This window comes from Anaerolineales bacterium (assembly GCA_016928575.1).
Classification (GTDB): Bacteria; Chloroflexota; Anaerolineae; order Anaerolineales; family RBG-16-64-43; genus JAFGKK01.
In genome coordinates this window covers 34,522-54,903 of record JAFGKK010000088.1, presented here as the reverse complement: position 1 = coordinate 54,903, position 20,382 = coordinate 34,522, and the positions used below count along the sequence as shown (strand labels likewise).

Here is a 20,382-nt window from a genome sequence, read left to right as displayed (position 1 = left end):
TTTAATAACCCTCTTGATTCAGAAAGAAATGGTTTTCGGACTAAGTGATACAAAGATGCAGCGTTTGCAGAGAGCCTTAAACGTTGCCATATGGCCTTTGATTGTAGTATTTATAATAATGGCAGGCGTGAAAATTTCTGAAATCTTATCAAAATAACCAATATTCAATACCCTTGACGGGCCTTCCATTTATTATTCTTACTCCCCCTTAAGGTTTTTATTATTGCAGTTTTTCTATCCATCACCCTAGAAAATTATACAGCGATGAATAGTCTTACTTTTTCACGGATTGCGTCAAAATTAGGATATAAAACACCGCTGGCGCCCATAGCGACATCTGTAGGCCCCACACCCGTAACGGTTATTTCTGATTGCGGGATCTCTTGGGAAATACAGATCAGGTTCACTATTTGTTGAGGGCTGAGATCGGTCGATATGATTTGTTGGAATTGAGATATCAGGGCGGGAATGTTCGGAACTACGGCGGGTGAGAATATCTTCTGGAATAGGGCGATCAACACCAAGTTTTTCCGATCCAATGCCGTCCATTGATGCGTAGGCGATGGTGCGATGGCATATTCCATCGCTAATTGCCCATTCATATGCTGCAATCCGGCTGGAAAATAATGAAATCCATACGGGGTGCCGTCATAAGATGTGGGTATCGTTATATCTATTCCGCCAACGACATCGATAATATCCGCCAAGGTGGACATACTGGCGGTGATGTAGTGGTGGCTCGTCGCATTAAAATTGGAATATAGATTCTGCGCTACGGTAATAGTCGCGGCGGAAACCGAATATCCACCGTTGCTTCTCGCGATGAGGTATACCTCCCCCAATCTCGTCTGGGCGAAGCCGAGGCTTTCTAATCCCACGACTGGAATCCAAAGATCCCTGGGGAAGTAGAACACCGTCGTCTTTTTCCGGCTGAAATCTATTTGTATAATTCGAACGTCTAATGGTCCATTCGGACCGGGAAAATCGGATGGCGCGATACCTAATACCAGAATATTCATCGAACCGGACTCCCCGCAATTAGTGGCCATTTGAACATTTGCTTGTGTTTGAATCGGATGCGGAGAGGGAAAAACATCCACCTCCTGATTCAATATATCTTCTCCTGAAGATGGTTTTTGTTCCGTGACGATTTCCAATGGTTCTCCCAAAGGGGAATTCCAGAATACATACCCTAAAGTAACGCAGCATCCAAATAGAAAGAGAGATGCAATGATAATTCCTAGTATTATCCATTTGCGTTTCTTGGGCATGTTATATCTCCTTTATTTCTTCTATCATACACCAATCCATTTATCGGTGCCATTGGCATTATACCCGCGCCTAGATACTCGGTCATTTTTGTTGTTACTTTTATGAGCAAGGCTTCAACAATTTCCAACGGATTGCATCGAAACTTACCCATCGGAAAAGTTTCTGATCCTCCCCCGTCCAGTTGGATAATTGGACGATAACGGGACTTTTAGAAAGGAATGTAAAATTACCAAGCGGCGCCCACGACCCGGCGTATTTGGCTTGGTCGACCGTAAGTTCTTGGCTTCCAGCACGATGGCGGATTACATACCGAGCGGATTCCGTCAATCCTCGTCCACTTGGGATGAAGGCGTCAACCCGGTACATTCCACAACCCGTAAAGCTAGGAATCCACGATACCACAACGCTTGGTGAGGCTTGGGAAGCATACAACCACCGAAAACTTCCTCCAAAACCATCGGTTAGATCTAGCCATAAGTCATCTCCGGAAAAAACGAATCCTTGATCCTCATTGTCGACCAGTATTTCCGATACAGGGTATGCCAATTCCTTCATGGGCGTTTCGCTTGTTAGAACGGTGGCGACAGGGGAAAGAGATATTTGTTCCGGTTGTACCGAGGCAACCGGTAAGGCGCTTTTGTTCAATAAGAGCGGAAATAAAACATACAAACTTATATTCGCAATGCCATGTGCCAAGGATGCACCAAGTAAAGAATGCGTTCTCCAAACCCACCACCCGAACAATAATCCGACGAATAGAACAAATAGAAGATCCATAAATGAGTGGTACCCCAGATGTAGAATTGAAAAGAGAACAGCAACATACACCAATCCTCTTTGCCCCAAGAGCTGCATCGATGCAGATTGCAATAAACCCCGGAAGATATATTCTTCCAGTAAGCCAGTAAATACAAGCAAGATGAACGCCGCTGTGATAATATCCTCCCAAGTTACATATTCAGCCAACGGACCCGGATTTAATATCAGATATTCAATATATCCTAATCCGAAACCGCAAATCCCCATCGCTAATTGGGCAGGCCATGCCCGTAAAGACCATCCGATGCGACGCCCCTTGAATTCTGTAATCTTCCCGCCAACGAACGCGGCAATAAAGAGAAGACCACCGATCACCATATACCAATATATCACCGGCAAACCCAGTATAGCCAAAGGAAGGGATAGACTCAGGATACGGATTAACGGAGCCAAGGATAGAAGGACAAGAAATCTCCGTAGAATTCGCCGGTACACGAGTGCACTATGCATTAGCAGTAGTACGAGGACAACACAATGGAAAAACATGCCATAATGTGCGTCCCCCATGGTTGTTACTACTTCGGAAAGCGTGATGACACATAAATAAAACAATACAACGGCTTGATATTGTCCTTCGGTCCCCATCAGGTGACGTCGTGCTGTGTTTACCCAAGTCATCCGATGATTAGAACGATCGTTCATGGTATATATTATCCGTATTTCGCAAGGATGATCTGATAGACGGAATGGATTTCTAATTATTATACGACTATATGTCGGTGAGGATTGGACCGGGTTTTGGACAATTGTTCTGATTTCCGTATCTTCCAAGTTACTTGTGCGGCTCTTTTCTATGTTTCTTGTTGGTTGAAATTATTGTTCTTTTCCACTATGTTTACCCAAAGCCGCAAGGAACGGTAAGGCCAAGGGGAGTCGACACGTTCTAGTAAAATAAGAATTCGTTGATGATCGCCGACCTGCGTCATGGTGATGTAAATTCCTCCTTGCCACATCTCGTCGTCCACCAAAAATATCGGTCCGATTTTTCCTAGGATCTGTCCTTGGTCATCGTAAAAAGTGACATTATATTCGCTTGCTAGACCTTCATGATTGACGATTCCTAATTCGACCCAGAATTCCTCATTCAAATACACCAATCGTGGATTTTCCGGCGCGGGAATCGAAATGCCCTGAAGATAGAATTCCGTAGAAGATTCGACCGGTGGATATGCATACATATAGAATGCCGAAACCGACGCGATGAGACCGGCTGACAAAAGCAGAACCTGTAAAATTCGATCGTTTCTTTTTCCTGAAATCCACCAGCTACAAGTTGGTCTTTCCCCAATCATACGTTCTCTGTATTCGAGTGGTTGGCGGATGCGTACAATCACCGCAACTGCCGTCCCGACTAAGAAAACCAGTAGGATACCTGTCACTATCGTCGTAATATTTATTCCAAAATTGGCTGCGTCGCAAATAATCGCCAACGGGGGAATGATGATGATGCTAAATCCGAAAGAAAAGGTCAGGCGTGTCCAACCGTCGAGATCCTTTGGATTGGGGAAGAGAGCAGCTTGAATGGCATAGCCCGGAAAAAAAAGGACTATGACGATCCCGATCATAGCCCGAATGAAAAAGATGGGTTGTGAGAATATCCATGCGCCCGATGCTGAGATTATAATCCACACCGAGAGAACAAGAAATAGAAGAAAAAAGTCCCGAGAGAAAATTCGGTTCATCGGTCGCGCTTAAGCAAGATCATCCTTTTTCATTTCCGGATTTTTCGAATCCGAATGTAAGCTTTTAGTTGACAAGGCCGGCTTCCTTTGCATTACCGCGTGGTATACTTCTAGCGTCTTTTGGGCAGCGTGTTCCCATGTGAATTTTTTAACTTGGATAAAACCTCTTTCCCGTAGTCCATTACGGACTCTAGAATTTGATAAAGCAGTTTGCATGGCGCTTGCCCACTCCTGGATCTCATAAGGATTAACCAGAATCGCCGCATCTCCGACCACTTCCGGAAGCGATGAGGAATTGGAGCAAACCACGGGCGTCCCGCTTGCCATGGCTTCCAGGGGCGGCAATCCAAATCCTTCATATAGAGAGGGGAAGGTGAAAATCTGCGCCCCCGCGTAAAGTGCTGGAAGATCCTCATCGTTCACAGGGCCGAGACGAATCACATGATCTGCAAGCCCCAGACGGCGTATCGCTTTTTCAATCTTCCCTTGTGGGTCCAGGGTAGGTCCGGCCAATATCAACGATAGATTCCGGTTTCGATGGTGAATTTTCGCAAATGCCTCAAGAAGTCTCGGAATGTTTTTGCGTGACTCCAACGCGCCGACGTATAAAACATACGGCGAAGTAATCCCGATTTTATTTTTCAGATTACGGATTTCAGCTTCCGAAGCCCGTTTCTGAAAGCAGGCAGGAAGACCGTATGGAACGATATGCAAGGATTCCGATCGCGCAGGCAAATATCTAAGGATATCTCTCCTTGAGTTACTGCTTATGGTAATGACTGCGTGAAGACGCCGGATCCGATTGGGCAACCAATACCGGTAAATGAGGTCTTCTAACAACCTGCTGTTGCCAGGGCAAACCCAGGGAATAACATCATGTAAAGTCGCGACGCAACAGGCCTTTCCCACATCCAGTAAGAAAGGAGCTACTCCGTTGGGATCATGGACCAGGTCAAGATTCAATCGCCGCGCCCAAAATGCGATCCAGAAATTTCCCAACGTCAATAAAGCCGGTAAATATCTGCAAGCCGGCAGTCGAATTATCGTAAATCCTTCCGCTTCCAAGTTCCCGGGCTTTCCTGCTGCCAATAGCACGATTTCTGGCGCCTGTTTTGATCTTTGAAGCGCTCGGACCAATTCAATCGTGTATCGACCAATACCGGTTAGCGGACGGTCAAGGCCGTAGGCGACGATACCGATTCGCATGGATCAGGGAGATTCCTCTGGAAACAGGGTTTGATGATATATTACAACTTCTCCGTTATCGTATATTTGGTCCCAATAGTCCACCGGCAAGGAGGGTATGCCCAGCCTCCTCTCTCGCCTCTTGTCATTTTCTGAATAAATGATATACCGACTTACTGTTCTGAAATCGCCGTTATAAAGAATATTCCCGGTCTGCGACGCAGAGATGAAATACAGACGATAGAGATTAGACAACCTTTCGTCGATCCCGCTCCAAATCATCATTCCCCGCAGCCGGGATTCCACCCATTCGATCGAACGATATTCTGATTCTGTATAGAAACCCCATTTGTTGCTAAGTAGAGTCTCATTGGTCGCTTTAAACAGAGATGCGAGGGTAAACCAAGCCACCATCAAACCGATAATGCCATGCATCACCCATCGCTTATGGTTTGAAAGATGCAGGCGCGGAAGTCCCTCTGTTATTGCCCGGGTGAGTAATGCCGATGCCAGTACGGTAAATCCCGGAAATAACCGCAGTTGCATGTTCGCAGCCAACGCTCCGGAGAAATCTACTGCGATAGATAGGATAATTTGGATGACAAATCCGGTATAAAGCATCCAATCGATATTCTCTACCAATCCCGGGCGTGCTTCTCCATGAAATATTCTCCATGCGCGCCGTATCCATTCCAATATGGACGCAAGAATAAGCAACCAGGTGAAAACCGTCAATCCAAAATAGACTTCCGTGCTAATCCATCCGAAGGAGATATAGGCATAGGGTTGCGCCTTAATTTCGAAACTCAGTAGCAAGGCGCTTAATTGATCGGTAATACTCCGTAACTCACGAAGATTTGATAACGCCGGTGGATATATGTATGCCATGAAGATATATATGAGGATCCCTCCCGACAGGCTGATTAACATTAGACGCCGGATATCCGAAAATGGTAAGGGCGGACGCTGCAAGCGTACTATACGAAGGATTCCGACGCCCATGACCATGCTCAGGACTATCGCCGCAAGAAAGACGGACCCGAAAAAGATATTCGTGGCGATCATCGCAAATACTATACCATAGAAGAAAATTACGTATATCGTCATTTTTCGTAACGGTTGACCGATGCTGCGATATAAGACTGTCAAGGCTAACATCATTAACGGCCAGGTGAATTTTTCATGGGATCCACGCATGGTTATGAAAAGAAATTCTGGTTGAAAAAAAACGAGGACGGATGCGAGGACCGCCGGAAAGGGTTGTTTTATCACTTCCCTGAAGAAAGTAAAGGTGGTAATTACCAATATGATCGATGCCACGTAGGAATAAATTTGGGTCTGGAGGATGGGGGCTGACAATCCCGTAAAAAACATAATCGCCAGGGAAATTAATTGGTAGCTGAATCCATGCAAATAATATCCACGCTCCGGAATCAGAACACCTTGTTCTTTGATATATTCAATGGATTGGGTATGACTCGCACTATCGGTCTCCGCCCATTGCCCATGATATCGTAGGATAAAGTAGGCCGCCGCCAATATCCCATAAAGAACCAGGAAGCCGAGTAATGCCCTAGGAGTTTTATTTCGAAAATCTACCGACGCCACATACGTCGATCGGTTCATCCGATTAGGGCCGATCAAGCGCAAGATCATCAAGACCAAACAGACCGCTACTACAACGATCGAAATCGCTAACGGGTAAAACGCTGGTGACGGATTCATGCGATTTTCCTCGGCATTCTTCCCAAGTAGCGAATTATTCTAAAAGCCAAGATGAGAGATCCAATCCAGTGAGTTTCTGTGTTTCTACGATATCGTTCCGATATTCCTCTATCAGCTCCCGACGGATATTCTCCTGCAGAACCGGCTTGGATAAATTCCATCCATTCAATTTTGTAAAGAGATTATATTGGATCGTCTGCGGAAGGAATTGCTTGAAAATATTTTTTATCGGGTTCGGTTTACGGAGGAACTCGGACCATCGCCTATTTTTCGGCGTTCCCGACGGATTATATCGAATTTGGCGGGGAATCCGGATACTGTCGTACACTCCCAAAAAACGGAATATTTTCTTGTACATGGTATCGGGCGACTTCGTTAATTCATCGAACGAAAGAAACAGAAACTGATCCTTTGAGAATTTTGAAAAATAACAATTAATCTGTTTTCCATAGAAACCAGCATCCCGGTAGTAATAATACATAAACCAGCCTTTCCTCCTCCGCTCCTCTTCGGCTTCCAATGCTTCTAGAAAATTTTCAAGGGGTTCTATCCCCTCTATCCGGTTATGAAGAAAATGCGAAAACGCTCGATCTGCAGGATTCCGAAGGATAGCAATAAACTTTGCACTCCGGATACGGTGCCTAATCCGGCTCGCCGCTTTTTTACTGAACAGATAAAAGGTTGACGCTTCGCCGATTGCTTTAGCTTTTCCCGCACCTTGAAACAATCTGCGGTATGTTTCCCATTCGGTAACGGCATTCGGAACCAAAGCCAGGTATTCCGGTGTTTTTTCTCCCTCCAAGATGAAGAACATGGGTTCTTTAACCGGACCCATAAACACTTCCGGATGACTGCGCAGGTTTTGATATATCGTAGTCGTTCCGGACCGTGGCGCCCCAAGAATCAGAAAATTAGGGAGACCGGTAATGAACTCATTTTCGGAGTGCATACCACCTCAAGGCCGAGAAGATCGAAGGTTGGATTTTAATTAAGGCCGTAACGCGGAAACAAAGCCAGATGTTCCATATCATTGTGCATGTCGCCGATGCGAAGGCGGCGCCGATAATCCCTCCGACGGGAATCAGGATAAGACACAAGAGGAAATTTATCGCCGCACTCCATCCGAAAACACGCAAAGGCTCCCTTTCGTGCCCTGTGATCATTAGGAGAAGTCCTACGGGCCCCGCGCCGACATTGAAGATTTGACCTATAATCAGGATTAATAACACGGATTGCCCCCGGAGAAATTCCTCTCCAAACCCCCGCAGCAACACCTGGCTCAACCCGAGAATTCCGCTTCCTAAAAGGATCGCCAAGCTAAACCCACCGAGTGTGGCCATTCGCACAATTTCCTGCATTCCGAGTAAGTCTTTTTTTGCATAAGACATTCCGATTAGGGGCGCGACGATGGCATTCGTGGCCATAAGAGAAAATCCGACGATCGTCGCCGTCCGGTATGCAGCGGTGTAAATACCCACCTCATCTATATCCAACAAGAAACCAACCATGATCGTATCCACCTTGAGCAGAGCAATAGCAAAGAAAGAAATCATCAATAAAGGTAGCGTGACACGCATCCATTGCGGGATGGAGAATCGGATAGGTACTTTCGGCATCGAGTAGTAGAATTCCCGTTTTATGAACCAGGCTTGTAGAACAAGGATTAAGAGAAAGGAGGCGGAAAAAGACAAGACGGCAGATTCTCCGGTCAACGATTTCGAAAAAAACAAAAGCACTGTGGTTATTGTGAGAAAGAGAAGGGGTTGAAGCAGCAATGGCGGACCGTATGCCTGTGCGATCCTGGATTTGCTGCGTAGGATTTGTGTTTGGATCTCTGTCACCGCCACCAAGGGGACTAGCGGGGAACCCCAAAGAAAAACTGACCATCCGGGTTGTCTCCCTCTAAAAACCATAAGCACGGCTGTCGAAATAAGTGCCAGGACAATCCCGACCGACAGCGCCAAAACCCTGCTCCACCTCAGGAGACCGTGCAGATAACCCACTTCTTTTCGAAATAGATATTCCGGGATTAATCGCAACACCCCAATGTCGAAGCCCATCAAGGCGAGGAAAGCGAACGCCTGGGTCCATGCGACAATGAACGTAAATCTTCCGTATTCTTCTACTCCGATCCACTGGGCGAGGATAATTTGAGCTAGGTAGCCGATTGCGGTGCCGAAAATTTGGATAACGAACGCGATTCCAATCCCACGGATTATTATTCGAAAATAATTGTTCGATCCCAGGTTTGGAATCATCGAGATGGTTTGCATGGTCGATGTCGCGCCTTTATGTGAATTCGGTAGGGATTTTCCTGACCTTTAGTAATATTTCATCACAGAGCGAAGGGAAAAATCTCCTGGCAATTCCGTCCACAAGAGAGAATATAAACGTCAGTAAATCATGGGGTTTTCCCGGCCCCCATCCTACGATTTTTTCGACACCTAACCCATAATAATTGACAAATTCCATCAAAGCCCTAGCCGTAAACATCCGGATATGCCCAGCTGGTACGCCAGCCGAAACACGCGGATTTCCTACTCGGATTCTGGTACTTACTTCGGTGCTGAAAGGTTGCCATCCCAGAAGTAGAACCAACCTATTGCGCCAGGACGCCAAATTTGGAGTCGTGATTACTGCGTACCCCCCTGGTTGTAATATCCTATAGATTTCCGAAAGCAGCATGTCTGGAGAAAATACATGTTCGATTACTTCGCCAACATATATGCAACTAAAGGTTTCTCTTTGAAAAGGAAGAGCGGCCTTCTGGTTCAGGTCGAACAGAACAACCTGGATCTCCCGCCCTTTGGCTTTGCGGAGGGGAGAAAAAGCCAAGTCCACTCCGACAACCTGTCCCGCCGATAGGCAACGAGACACGGGAAGGGTTTTTTCCCCATCGTTGCACCCAATATCTAGAAATTTTTTTCCATTGATCGCTTCCAGCAACGGCAAGCTGGCATGTAATAAACCCCAGGTTAGGTCGGTCGGCTTTTCCAGGGGGCGGTCATTGTAGAAATCATTTGTCACTGAACTGCTCATACTTCCTCTCTGGTTTCGCTCCGTTCCTTCCCCTCTAAAACCTTTTCATACCGTATAGCGAGTTTATATATATCATATTTCTGTATCTTTTTTGGGGAAAGACGCGGAAGGGTCAATCCATGGAGTATTCCATCTGCAAGTGCCCGATGATCATCACGGACCATTATGACATTAGGAAAATCCATATTCCGGATTTCGGTTAATTCTGTGCAAACCGTTGGTAGACCCGCGGCTGAATACATCAATAACCGCATCGGGCTGCTCGCATCGGCGCCGCCCGATTTTAGGTATGGACAAAGTCCGACGTCAAAGGAACTGACAACTCTGGGCGCACTCGACAACGGCACTTGAGGGAGGAATTTTATATTTTTTAACTTCTCCCGACGAATTCGGGAACGAATCTCCGGAATCGCTTTTCCACGTCCGGCGATGATGAAAACCAGCCTAGACTTCGAAAGCAAGTGAACGGCATCGATGACTTTATGCAATTCCGCCGCCCTATCGTGATTGCCTAAAATCCCGATGATTGATCTGGACACCACTCGTTTTACTCGTTGGTGTGCTTCTGAAGTGCCTCTGAAATTTTTTAAGTCCACGCCATTGGGAATGAAATGGATTGGTTTGTTGGTCAGGGATCGGATCTTCTTTGTGAGGACTTCGCTGGCGGCTACGATGGCATCCGCCGAATCCATATAGTCGATCTCGTTTCTTTCGATTTCCTCGGCGTAGTCTTTCATAAGGCCATAACTCCGCCAATATGCGACGTTTTCGTCGAAAAGATCGAAGATCAATCGCGGAGCCTGGGGTGGAGGCAGGACAAACGTGCCAACAACCGCATCGATGGCATGGTAACGGATTATCCGCCGGACCCATTGCGAATAGAGATGGGAATTTATCCTCCGAATTGTCGGAAAAAACAATGCCGGGGAAATCCGGGGGATTCCATGAACAGTAAGATTGCTCTCGCGCTTCCGTCGATAAAAAAAATTTTTAAGGTATCTGGTAGAGATATAATCCTGAAGATTGTAAAAATCCGCTACCCAATCGGTAACATGAACTTCATGTCGTTCAGCGAGTACCTGACAAAATAAATGAGCCCTCTGTGGAATATGCCAACTTGTATGGGGAATCCATAATATTTTCAATGATTTTCCTTCTACTCCTTGGATTGCATCCCGCTGCGTTCTCTTGTCGATCATTCCATAATGCGATTTGCACCCTTTTCCCACCCTCCCCCGCAGATTCCTGAATGCGGAATCCTGACGTAATGGGTTGATTTTATCCTGTAACGGAGGAAAAAACCAATCGGTCGAGAACCCTCCTGTTTGTCAAATCTGTTGGATGGTGCTATCCAACCTTATGGATCATTTCCGGTTTCTCCGATCTATCCCATATTGGTTTTCCCCGTTTTCCCTACAATGCCGGCCCTTTTCACTTTCTTATCGCCTAGGTTGTTCTCTGATAAATTGCTCCGCCCACGCCGTTGTATTCGAATCCATTTCATCAATTATAGGTGAAATAAATGGGATTGTGAACCGGAGGTGTAATTCACTTTCATCGCCAAGGCATCATTCTCTTCGATGTTGGCTTTTTACTTGAAGACCAATCGCATTTTTCAAGCAGGTATCCAAGAGGGATTTGGTTCGGCTTCAAAGAAATTGGGACAATCTTTGAAAAACCGAGCCTTTTGGCTCGATATTGCCTAATGCCAGTACGTTCGGTAACCCTTGAAATCCCGCGAGTTCTTCGCTACCGGTGTTCAGGAAAACGAATCTCAGCTGGAATTTCTTCGGACAATACATTTGAATCCGGATCGGCCGCGCGCGCTGGATTTTGGATATGGAATCGGAAGATTGACCCAGCCCTTGGCTATCCATTTTAAGGAAATAATCGGCGTAGACATTGCGCCCTTGATGTTGAAACTGGCCGGGTAGAATAACCAATTTAGCGATCGTTGTCGGTTTAACCTCAACCCCTCATGGTGTCTTCAGTTCTTCCAGGATAATCATTTTCCCTTCATTTATTCGGTGAAATCCTTGCAGCATATCCCACCTGACAAATCGATGCACTATATCCGAGAATATTTTGGCGTTCTCTACCCCGGCAGGATCCTGGTTTTTCACGTTCCAAACGAGCAGATTATTATTCACCGTGGACGGCGCCTCAACCGGGAGGGTTTGATCCTTTGCCTGGTTCCAAAACAAATCCTGGATGCCACCTATCGAAAAATCCGATATGGGTACAAACCGGTTATTGAAGTGTACACCATCAGAAAAACCGGATCGTGCAGCTCCAAATCGCTTATCGCGCTCGGATCGAATCCATGGTTGAAATTCCTGGCCCCTTCTTTCTTGATCGTCGATATATTGTGACCAAATACAAGGAGCCACAATGGGTCAAGCTGATTCCTCTATTTCCGCGGTCAGATCCTTCCAGAGTTTGTCTCGGTGCATTCCGCTAAGACTCCATCATATAAACGCTCCAACTCCCTGCTGATTTTTTGTAAATCCAGGTTTTTTTTTATGTATCTTCTTCCTTTGTTGACTTTTTCTTGCGCTTCCCTCGGATGTTCTACAATCCAACACAGCGTTTTTGCCAATTCGCTGGCATCGTTCGGCGGTATCGTGAACACGGCGTCGGCTTCCTGGAGTAACCCTCCCCTACCTTGATATCCTCCTACCACAACGGGAGTGCCGCATAGAATCGCTTCCACCGGTACCAGCCCAAATATTTCATATGTGGCCGGTGACGCAATCACATCAGCATCCACTAGCGCCTTCAGGCGTTCTCCTCCATAGAGAGGACCAGAGAAAAGAACCCTATCTTCCAGATTCTTTTTTTTCACGGTTTTTTCCAACAGCGATCGTTCGCCATCATCCGGGCCGACAATGGCTAAGGCGCTCTCTGGGTATTTGGTTTGAATCCTTTCGAAGGCTTCAAGTAAAAGTCGGAGTCCCTTTTCCCGGTGAAGTCGTCCCAAATAGAGAAACAACGGTCTCACCGAAGAGATGTGCAACACATCCTTCCGGAATTGTCCACGTCGGGGAAGACACGAGAATTCTTCCAAATCTACGCCGTTGGGGATTAATCCAATCCGATCGCGACGGATTCCCGCTTGTTCAAATTGCCGAACTTCCATTGGTGATACGGCAATCCAGCGGCAAACGTTTTTCCGGAAAGTGGACCCAAAAAACCAATCGAATGCCTTTTTCGCTGATTTCCGTTGAAGAATGATCGGAAGAGTTCCGTGAGCTGAAATCACGACGGGGATTTTCCGTGATCTCGCCTCGCTTAATGCAACCACATTTTGATATGTCCGTACGGTATGCAGATGTATCAGATCGTGTTCTGATATATGCTCCCGAAGCCATGTGGGCAAGCCCGGCGTAAAATAGAAACCCAGACGGGAAAAATAACTGGGCAACAACACCTGCTGGAATCCATTATCCGGATACCGCGAAGATCGGACGCCGTGATCTCCGGCTACCACGGTGACCAGATGGCCTCGTCGCGAAAGATACGAGGATAGTTGGAAAGCTACTTGCGCTGCCCCTCCCATGGAAGGGGTAAAAAAAGGCGACACTTGAAGAATGCGCATGGCTCTCCTCATACATTGGGTCGCGTTCTGTCAACACCCCCCAATTCCGGCGGCGGACCCGCCTTCCCATATAATAATTTTCCAACAAACGGTTGGCGTCGTACGGTATATAAAATGCTTCGAAATACCTTCGCCAGCGGAGAATCCCAAAATAACCATCCGAAAAAGCGGGTTCTAAACCCGAGCAGGGAAATCCAATCAATCAATGATCGGTGGGTGGAAAATTTATTTCCGCAGAATGAATCAAGGGGTTGATTGAATAAGAGATCCGTTTTCGATGATGGAAGCATCCCGGTCCGCCTTGCAAAATGTAAATGACGGATCTCATCCGGGCGGATCCCCATAACCTCACAGCAAGCTGTGTCGGCAGCGCCGACGCTGTTCGCCGCCAGGAAGACGTTTTTTCGGATGGCATTACCCGAGAGAGGCCCCGCGCCATCGAGGAAAAAGGTTCCATCCATGATTACCCGCGGGGCAAGTCGGCGGTTGATCGCGATGATTTTCCTCTCAAATTCCGGATGATCCCTAAGTCGCATCGTCGAGGGATTGCATCCCCACTGGTTCTTGAACGCCAAACTCACTCCGGTCATTACGTGCACTTTCGGCACCGGAATGGTGATAAAGACATCCGTCTCCCGCAGTAGAAGGCGGGGCAGAATAATGCGAACCGGACTTCCCAATACGGTTTCGCAAACTTCTTCCGCGAACTCCTTGCTTAGGTTTATCACTCGGATTGAATACTTTTTTTGCAGTTCGTACACCCCATGTCCGGCCAACGATTCTTCTGCGGTGAACGAATGATATCCGCCGTCGGATTCGCCCACCGTGATCCGGCGGGTTCGTGTTGAGAGCGCCGCTATGATAGCCTCAATAGCCTTTGGCGTGGTGGTCACGCCAGGGATATGCGTAGGCCATGTCAAATTCGGCTTCAGGAAAACCTTTGAATCCGTTGGTAGCCACGCCTGCCACCCAATCCAATCCAAAGCGTTGGCCACCTCCTCCGCAGTTAATTCCGATCCGGTGAGTCGTGCGATGTATACCCGATTCATGCTTTCCTCTCCTGATGGACCATCCAATGGCCTATTGCCAAGCCGTCTAAACCACTGTGCTTGAGCGTACCCAAAGCGGTCGCCGGCGAGCCGACGATAGGATATCCATGCAGATTAAAGGACGTGTTCAGGATGCCGCCGACCCCCGTTGCGGCTTCGAAGTATTCCAAAAGCCGTTGATATCTCTCATTTTCTCCATTTACGATTTGCGGTCGAGCAGTCCGATCGATGGGGTGTAGACCGGCAAGAATCTCCTCGGCATCCGGCTTGGTGTTAAAGGCTTCGATCATGTATTTCGCCGGACGCGCGTTTTCTAAATAGGATTCCATTCTGTGGTTAAGAATTGATGGGGCGAAAGGCATCCAGAAATCACGGAATTTTATTGCGTGATTGATTCTCCGGATTATTCGAATATCCCGCGGATCGGCCAGAATGCTTCGGTTTCCCAAAGCCCGAGGACCCCACTCCTCCCTTCCAAAGAACCGACCGATTATTTTCCCTTTCGCAATCTGATGGGCGACCGCTTTTTCAATGTCCATAATCCGTTCCGCTTTCGCCCGCCACCCGCCCTCATCAATTTCTCGTTCAATATCTTCGTCTGAAAACTCTCTTCCATAATACAGATCTTGAAGTGGAATCCGGCATGGAGTTATTCCGTTGCGTTCGCATAATCGAAAATACCCTTCCAAGGCAGCGCCGACCGGTGTTCCCCCGTCATCGGCCGCCGGATAGAAAAACGCATCCTCCACCTCGGGTAATTCCCGGATGACCTTATTGGCTTTAACATTCAGGAACATCCCACCCGCGCAGGCGACCTTATGCAAACCCGTTTCCCGGATAGCATTCCTGATCCATTGCGTAACCAGTTCTTCAAAATACCTCTGGCATCCAGCCGCGATATTGTCGAAACGGTGGCCCGCCAGGATTTTCTGGAGTTTTTTTTGTACTTCCGTTGAATAAACCCCCAGGGTATTCTGAAATTCTAACGGTCGCCGTGGATGAATTCGGACGATTCTTCTCATCTGATCCAGGCATAACTCCGCTTGCCCATATGGCGCCAATCCCATGATCTTGTATTCATGCTCCCAGCGTTTAAAACCGAGATAACCGGTTATTTCACTGTATAGATTGTTACCAAGACTGTGGTAGAAGGTTGTTGAAGCAATTCGTTCGATCCGGTAATCCTTGCCGATGGACACTGTCGCGCTTAGATTGTCTCCGGCACCATCTAGGGTTAAGACAAGAGTCTCCTCTTCCCACGGACGGGAATAAAAAGCGCAAGCCGCATGCGACAAATGATGTTCCATGAAAATAACCTCCTTCTCCGATAAATCTAATTGTCGGAGGATGGCGTTAAGTTCGTCCATACGCCGCAGGCGGTGAAATCCGCGAACGAACAGATCAGCCATGGTATGACTTTGATAAAGCGGTGCTAGTTTTTTATATAGCTGGGTTATTCTGCTGCCTTCTTCCCTAACCGGAGCCATCGCCCGGATAAGGCAACCTATTACCACCTGATCCACCGTTGCTGGATCTATTCCCGCCGTCTGGAATACGGCAGGGATGGAGAGGATTGGAACACCGCTAAAATTTTTAATATTGGTCAGCCTTTCTTCCAATACAGCGGCTAGGATCCTTCCGTCTCGAACCAGCGCCGCCCCGGCATTATGCCCATCGTGAATTCCTAATACCGTAATTGATGGTTTCATAGTCGACCTCCTTCTACAGACTTCGCTGATCCGATTATCGGTCTTGGCGATGATGGAAGCGAGTATAAATCCCTACCGTCAGCATCCGGTGTATTTCGTGCAAACCAAGAATCATATGGGAGTTTATATGCCGACGGGCGATCTCCATCTCCGAGTCAAATTGTTTGTTGGCGCTGGAACCCGCTTTGGAATTAGGATGGATTCGGAAACAAGCGAGGTTTTTCCAAATGATGTGAAGCGGGTACAGGCGGCCAATTCGTAGCCAATAGTCATAATCCATCGCATAATGGATATTTTCATCCAGGTATCCAATCTTTTCCATTACACTACGTCGCCAGAAAGTGGCCGGTTGAGAAATAAAGTTAATTATTTTTAGAATCCTCTGGCTATTCACCCATAACCAGAAGTTCTTATAGCATGTGATCCATTTTCGAATTACCCGACCTTCCGGGTCGATGTTTCTGCAGCGCCCGGTGACCCAAGCTGCTTCTGGATGTTCAGAAAAATATTTTCCGATCGTCAGTAATGCACCGGGGTCATAAATATCATCGGAATTAAGGAAAGCGACAACATCCCCGCATGCAGACCGTAGTCCTTTGTTTACCGCATGAGATTGGCCAAGGTCTTTTTCTGATTTCCAGGTCAACTGGCCCGAATACCTACGCAGAATCGTTACCGTGTCGTCTGTGGAGCCTCCGTCCATAACGATGTATTCTAAAGAAGGATAATTCTGATTTACGACGGATTCGATGGTTCGGCTGATGAACCGAGCTTGATTCAAAGAAGGAGTGACGATGGTTATTTTGGGGTACACCTTTATGGTTCCTCCTTTATCTTCTTTTCAACTCAGACTATTATCCATCAAGCCAAGTAGATTAGCAACCAATTTGAAAGAACCATTACTCCGAGTAGATAACCATCCTTTTAAGAGGGGCAGCAAAAACATATCACTGGAAGGTAAAAGCCCCATTCTCAATTAGATAGATTCCGTATCTCTGTAACCCGCCAATCACATCCTCCGGTCGAAATAAATCCGGATTTTCTACTTCGTAAAATTGACAACCAAAATTCTCTTCTATCGAATGTGCTTGGGTCTTTCTCCCACACCATGTCGATGGTGCCAATAGCAGAGTTTGTCCAACAGGTTGTATCGGCCAATGTGACTCCCAAAAAAGCGAGAGGAAATCGTCCGGATTAGCATTTTTTAATAAAACCAATGTGCCTACTAAATTTAGGGTTGAATTTTTATATGGAAGAAGGTCGATATTCCTGAAAGCCCTGCAAAGATACTGCGGGTAAAAATCCAATTCAACTTTGGGCACTTCCAGATCGTATTTCCAGAGAGTCAATGCTTGCATAAATGGAAACCCTTCCTTATTTTCGATGTGTCTGAGAATTATTCTATCCGCCGTTCCTAATCCACAGGTCTCCATCATCCCCTTTATTCGATATGTAGAATATCCGTAGATGAATTTTATCTTTGAGCAGGAAAAGACTCACGGATGATGTACAAAACGATCCCGATAAGATCCAGTTCGTGGGGGATGCGTACACCAAGCGTACGAATTTTCAGTTTTTCTACCATATGGTTTTTTACAAATCATTACCGGTTCCTCCGGTTTTATTTATCGACAGCGATGACGGGCGCGAGCCTTTTCTGGCTAGAAGAGATCCTGGGATCCACTCTCGCAGGGCGTCGAAGGTCTCCGAAGGCTGGATATCAACGCTATTTTGCCATGGCGGATTTTAATTCCATCAACAGCGCGCGGATAGAATGCAGAATGATCCCGGTTAATAAAAAGAACATTCCAACGATCGAAAGGAAAACACTTATCAGCGCGTATCCGATGGCAAGCGTCTGATATCGCGAATAAATATCCACTACCCAGGCGCCCCACAGCAAACCCATTGTTATTAAAATAGCTCCCGGTACTCCAAAAAACAACAGCGGACGGTGCTGGCCGACAAGCCGAAGAATCCCGTTCAGCACCGAGACCCCATGCGCAATAACCGATCGTTTGGGTCTTTCCGGATAGCAGATGACAATTGGCACTTCGGTCAACTGTAAATCTTGTTGCGCTGCAAGGAATTGCATTTCCGATTCCACGGAGAAATCCTCCGATTTGAACTTGATTCTCTGAAGGGCTTTTGTCGAAAAGGCGCGGAATCCGCTTTGTGAATCCGTAACGTGCGTACCGGTCAACCAATTGGTGAACGAATTAAAAAAACGATGGCCAAGAATTCGGACAAACGGGATATGACTCTGTTGCTCCAAATATCGTGATCCCACAACAATATCTGCCTTCTCATCATGGATTGGCGCTATGACGGTTGGAATGTCCTCTGGCCGGTGCTGTCCGTCCCCGTCCAGCACCACCGCCGCCTGCGCCCGCAGTTCCCGCGCCTTCTCGAACCCCGAATTCAGCGCCGCGCCCTTGCCGCGGTTGGTCTCATGCCGCACCACCACCGCCCCGGCCGCCCGGGCGACTTCCGCCGTGAGGTCCTTCGAGCCGTCGTCAATCACCAGGACCGCATCGACGTATTTCTTCGCCTTCAGCACAACCGAGCCGATGAATCGCTCTTCGTTGTAGGCCGGGATGATCGCGATCAGCATGGGACCGCCCGCCTTTCTTCAGGAAATCCGCCCCACTTATTATCCTCTTTCATATCTTGTCAGGCAAGGGGAAAGCAGAAGTACTACCGTCCTTTGCGGACGGATCCTCAAAATGGGATTGACATCCAAGCGAAAAACAAGGTACCCTTGCCGTTCGGTGTGAAATCCGGATAAAAAAGGAACCGGAATATGCTCGCCCGTTGGTTTTACTACCTGCGATCCATCCCCACCCTCCTGGCCGGAATCCGGAGTTGGGGAAGCGCGGCGCGCCTGCTGGCCGGCCGCCCGCCCCGTCCGGTGACGGTGCGGCTGACCGACGGAAGCGCCTTCCGCCTCCGCAGCCTGATGGACCTGTGGATCATCAAGGAAACCTGCCTCGACCGCGACTATGAGATGGACCTTCCCGCCTGGTGCGAGGAGTGGACGGTGATGGACATCGGCGCCGGATTGGGGGATTTTTCCATCCGCGCCGCCCGGGGTCATCCGCAGCGTCGAATCGCCGCCTTCGAACCGTTCGCCGAATCTTTCGACCTGTTAAAGGAGAACCTCCTGTTGAACGGCATTCGCAACGTGCAGGCGTTCCCCCTGGCCGTCGGCGCGCACTCCGGTCCGATGCGTCTGCAGACCGCCACCGGAATCGCGGTCCAGCATAGCACCGCGCCGGGCGAAGGATCCGCTCCGTCTTCCGCACTCACGGTTGAGGGCGCCACGCTGGAAGAGGCGCTCCGTAAAGCCGGATTCGCCCGTTGCGATCTCCTCAAGGTCGATTGCGAGGGCGCGGAATATGAGATTTTCCTCGGTGCGTCCGACGAAACCCTCCGCCGGATCGAGCGCATTGCCATGGAGTACCACGACGGCTGCACGCCCCACTCCCACAGCGAACTGGCGGACTTTCTGCGCCGCAAGGGATTCGCCGTGACCCTGCGCGACAACCCCGTCCACAAACACATCGGATTCCTCACCGCCGTGCGGAATTCCTGAGGACCCGCGCCATGACCCCGCGCCCCTCCCCGCTCCGGGCGGTTGTGTTCGACATGGACGGAATCCTGATCGATTCTGAACCGTTTTGGCGCGAATCGGAAATCGAAATCTTCGGCCGGCACGGCCTGCAGCTGACCGAGTCGGATTGCATCCTGACCACGGGCATGCGCATCGGGGAAGTGACCCGTTACTGGTACGATCGCCGGCCGTGGAACGGCCCCCCGCCGGAGATCCTCGCCGCGGAGATCCTCCGGGGGGTGATCCGCCGGGTGCGTGAACGGGGCGAGGCCATGCCGGGGTTGATGGACGCCCTGGGCCTCTTCCGTTCGCGCGGGCTGCGCCTGGCGCTGGCCTCGTCCTCGGCCCGGTCGCTCATCGATGCGGTGCTCGACCGCCTGGGGGTACGGCCGTATTTCGAAGCGGTCTGCTCGGCGGAAAACGAACCCCGCGGAAAGCCCCACCCGGACGTGTATCTTGCCGCGGCAACAAGCCTCGGGGTTCCGCCGCAGGCGTGCCTGGCGATCGAGGATTCGATCGCCGGCGTGCAGGCCGCCAAGGCCGCCGGAATGAAGTGCATCGCCGTCCCGCTGCCGGAATTGCGAAACGACCCGCATTACCTTGCGGCGGACCGGACGGTGAATTCTTTATTGGAAATCGGCGACAGCCTGCTCGACGCCCTTCGCGATTGAATAATATTTATCCACGAAGA

General features: G+C 48.5%; 18 protein-coding genes. 3 read left to right on the top strand and 15 right to left on the bottom strand.

The window, feature by feature from the left end:
- Window positions 1-254: 254 nt before the first annotated feature.
- The 9 genes from JW929_11125 to JW929_11085 all read right to left on the bottom strand — a co-directional run bounded on the left by JW929_11125 (window position 255) and on the right by JW929_11085 (window position 10,459).
- Window positions 255-1,271 carry an LCP family protein gene (locus JW929_11125; GenBank protein ID MBN1439951.1) on the bottom strand — a complete coding sequence of 339 codons (1,017 nt, stop codon included), beginning with the start codon at window positions 1,269-1,271 and terminating at the stop codon, window positions 255-257.
- Window positions 1,272-1,371: 100 nt separating this feature from the next.
- Window positions 1,372-2,733: a CPBP family intramembrane metalloprotease gene (locus JW929_11120; GenBank protein ID MBN1439950.1), complete on the bottom strand. Its 1,362-nt coding sequence runs from the start codon at window positions 2,731-2,733 to the stop codon at window positions 1,372-1,374.
- A gap of 149 nt (window positions 2,734-2,882) precedes the next feature.
- Window positions 2,883-3,773: a DUF1616 domain-containing protein gene (locus JW929_11115; protein MBN1439949.1), complete on the bottom strand. Its 891-nt coding sequence runs from the start codon at window positions 3,771-3,773 to the stop codon at window positions 2,883-2,885.
- Window positions 3,774-3,782: 9 nt separating this feature from the next.
- Window positions 3,783-4,979 (bottom strand): glycosyltransferase family 4 protein, encoded by a 1,197-nt coding sequence (locus JW929_11110; GenBank protein MBN1439948.1) that lies wholly within the window; start codon window positions 4,977-4,979, stop codon window positions 3,783-3,785.
- A gap of 3 nt (window positions 4,980-4,982) precedes the next feature.
- Complete coding sequence (locus JW929_11105) at window positions 4,983-6,683, bottom strand: hypothetical protein (GenBank protein MBN1439947.1); 1,701 nt, start codon at window positions 6,681-6,683, stop codon at window positions 4,983-4,985.
- 34 nt (window positions 6,684-6,717) lie between these two features.
- Complete coding sequence (locus JW929_11100) at window positions 6,718-7,632, bottom strand: sulfotransferase (GenBank protein MBN1439946.1); 915 nt, start codon at window positions 7,630-7,632, stop codon at window positions 6,718-6,720.
- Window positions 7,616-8,956, bottom strand: a complete 1,341-nt coding sequence (locus JW929_11095) for an oligosaccharide flippase family protein (protein ID MBN1439945.1) — start codon at window positions 8,954-8,956, stop codon at window positions 7,616-7,618. The genes JW929_11100 and JW929_11095 overlap by 17 nt, the downstream gene beginning before the upstream one ends.
- Window positions 8,957-8,972: 16 nt before the next feature.
- Window positions 8,973-9,722: a class I SAM-dependent methyltransferase gene (locus JW929_11090; protein ID MBN1439944.1), complete on the bottom strand. Its 750-nt coding sequence runs from the start codon at window positions 9,720-9,722 to the stop codon at window positions 8,973-8,975.
- Entirely contained in the window at window positions 9,719-10,459 is a 741-nt protein-coding gene (locus JW929_11085; protein ID MBN1439943.1) for a glycosyltransferase, read from the bottom strand. Before JW929_11085 ends, JW929_11090 begins: the two co-directional genes overlap by 4 nt.
- A gap of 990 nt (window positions 10,460-11,449) precedes the next feature.
- Between JW929_11085 and JW929_11080 the strand changes: the two genes are divergently transcribed.
- Window positions 11,450-11,656: a methyltransferase domain-containing protein gene (locus JW929_11080; protein MBN1439942.1), complete on the top strand. Its 207-nt coding sequence runs from the start codon at window positions 11,450-11,452 to the stop codon at window positions 11,654-11,656.
- A 488-nt stretch (window positions 11,657-12,144) separates the two neighbouring features.
- Here JW929_11080 and JW929_11075 read toward each other — a convergent pair whose 3' ends face one another.
- The 6 genes from JW929_11075 to JW929_11050 all read right to left on the bottom strand — a co-directional run bounded on the left by JW929_11075 (window position 12,145) and on the right by JW929_11050 (window position 18,692).
- On the bottom strand, window positions 12,145-13,320 hold the full coding sequence (locus JW929_11075) for a glycosyltransferase (protein MBN1439941.1): 1,176 nt from the start codon (window positions 13,318-13,320) through the stop codon (window positions 12,145-12,147).
- A gap of 8 nt (window positions 13,321-13,328) precedes the next feature.
- Entirely contained in the window at window positions 13,329-14,369 is a 1,041-nt protein-coding gene (locus tag JW929_11070) for a DUF362 domain-containing protein (protein MBN1439940.1), read from the bottom strand.
- Entirely contained in the window at window positions 14,366-16,078 is a 1,713-nt protein-coding gene (locus JW929_11065; protein MBN1439939.1) for a hypothetical protein, read from the bottom strand. The genes JW929_11070 and JW929_11065 overlap by 4 nt, the downstream gene beginning before the upstream one ends.
- A gap of 34 nt (window positions 16,079-16,112) precedes the next feature.
- Window positions 16,113-16,892, bottom strand: a complete 780-nt coding sequence (locus tag JW929_11060; GenBank protein MBN1439938.1) for a glycosyltransferase — start codon at window positions 16,890-16,892, stop codon at window positions 16,113-16,115.
- A 133-nt stretch (window positions 16,893-17,025) separates the two neighbouring features.
- Window positions 17,026-17,514, bottom strand: a complete 489-nt coding sequence (locus JW929_11055; protein MBN1439937.1) for a hypothetical protein — start codon at window positions 17,512-17,514, stop codon at window positions 17,026-17,028.
- Between the two features lie 290 nt (window positions 17,515-17,804).
- Window positions 17,805-18,692, bottom strand: coding sequence for a glycosyltransferase family 2 protein (locus JW929_11050; protein ID MBN1439936.1), 888 nt, complete (start codon window positions 18,690-18,692; stop codon window positions 17,805-17,807).
- Between the two features lie 189 nt (window positions 18,693-18,881).
- On the opposite strand from JW929_11050, the gene JW929_11045 reads away from it, so the two are divergent.
- Together JW929_11045 and hxpB are read left to right on the top strand one after the other, a co-directional pair.
- Window positions 18,882-19,673: an FkbM family methyltransferase gene (locus JW929_11045; GenBank protein MBN1439935.1), complete on the top strand. Its 792-nt coding sequence runs from the start codon at window positions 18,882-18,884 to the stop codon at window positions 19,671-19,673.
- An 11-nt stretch (window positions 19,674-19,684) separates the two neighbouring features.
- Window positions 19,685-20,362, top strand: coding sequence for a hexitol phosphatase HxpB (gene hxpB / locus JW929_11040; protein MBN1439934.1), 678 nt, complete (start codon window positions 19,685-19,687; stop codon window positions 20,360-20,362).
- The last annotated feature ends 20 nt before the right edge of the window (window positions 20,363-20,382 follow it).

Excerpts from the sequence above, each read along its gene's own strand:
- JW929_11075 (MBN1439941.1), bottom strand. The coding sequence starts at position 13,320 with ATGCGCATTCTTCAAGTGTCGCCTTTTTTTACCCCTTCCATGGGAGGG.
- JW929_11100 (MBN1439946.1), bottom strand. The coding sequence starts at position 7,632 with ATGCACTCCGAAAATGAGTTCATTACCGGTCTCCCTAATTTTCTGATT.
- JW929_11050 (MBN1439936.1), bottom strand. The coding sequence starts at position 18,692 with ATGCTGATCGCGATCATCCCGGCCTACAACGAAGAGCGATTCATCGGC.
- JW929_11085 (MBN1439943.1), bottom strand. The coding sequence starts at position 10,459 with ATGAAAGACTACGCCGAGGAAATCGAAAGAAACGAGATCGACTATATG.
- JW929_11105 (MBN1439947.1), bottom strand. The coding sequence starts at position 6,683 with ATGAATCCGTCACCAGCGTTTTACCCGTTAGCGATTTCGATCGTTGTA.
- JW929_11125 (MBN1439951.1), bottom strand. The coding sequence starts at position 1,271 with ATGCCCAAGAAACGCAAATGGATAATACTAGGAATTATCATTGCATCT.
- JW929_11110 (MBN1439948.1), bottom strand. The coding sequence starts at position 4,979 with ATGCGAATCGGTATCGTCGCCTACGGCCTTGACCGTCCGCTAACCGGT.
- hxpB (MBN1439934.1), top strand. The coding sequence starts at position 19,685 with ATGACCCCGCGCCCCTCCCCGCTCCGGGCGGTTGTGTTCGACATGGAC.
- JW929_11045 (MBN1439935.1), top strand. The coding sequence starts at position 18,882 with ATGCTCGCCCGTTGGTTTTACTACCTGCGATCCATCCCCACCCTCCTG.
- JW929_11120 (MBN1439950.1), bottom strand. The coding sequence starts at position 2,733 with ATGAACGATCGTTCTAATCATCGGATGACTTGGGTAAACACAGCACGA.
- JW929_11095 (MBN1439945.1), bottom strand. The coding sequence starts at position 8,956 with ATGCAAACCATCTCGATGATTCCAAACCTGGGATCGAACAATTATTTT.
- JW929_11070 (MBN1439940.1), bottom strand. The coding sequence starts at position 14,369 with ATGAATCGGGTATACATCGCACGACTCACCGGATCGGAATTAACTGCG.
- JW929_11065 (MBN1439939.1), bottom strand. The coding sequence starts at position 16,078 with ATGAAACCATCAATTACGGTATTAGGAATTCACGATGGGCATAATGCC.
- JW929_11055 (MBN1439937.1), bottom strand. The coding sequence starts at position 17,514 with ATGATGGAGACCTGTGGATTAGGAACGGCGGATAGAATAATTCTCAGA.
- JW929_11115 (MBN1439949.1), bottom strand. The coding sequence starts at position 3,773 with ATGAACCGAATTTTCTCTCGGGACTTTTTTCTTCTATTTCTTGTTCTC.
- JW929_11090 (MBN1439944.1), bottom strand. The coding sequence starts at position 9,722 with ATGAGCAGTTCAGTGACAAATGATTTCTACAATGACCGCCCCCTGGAA.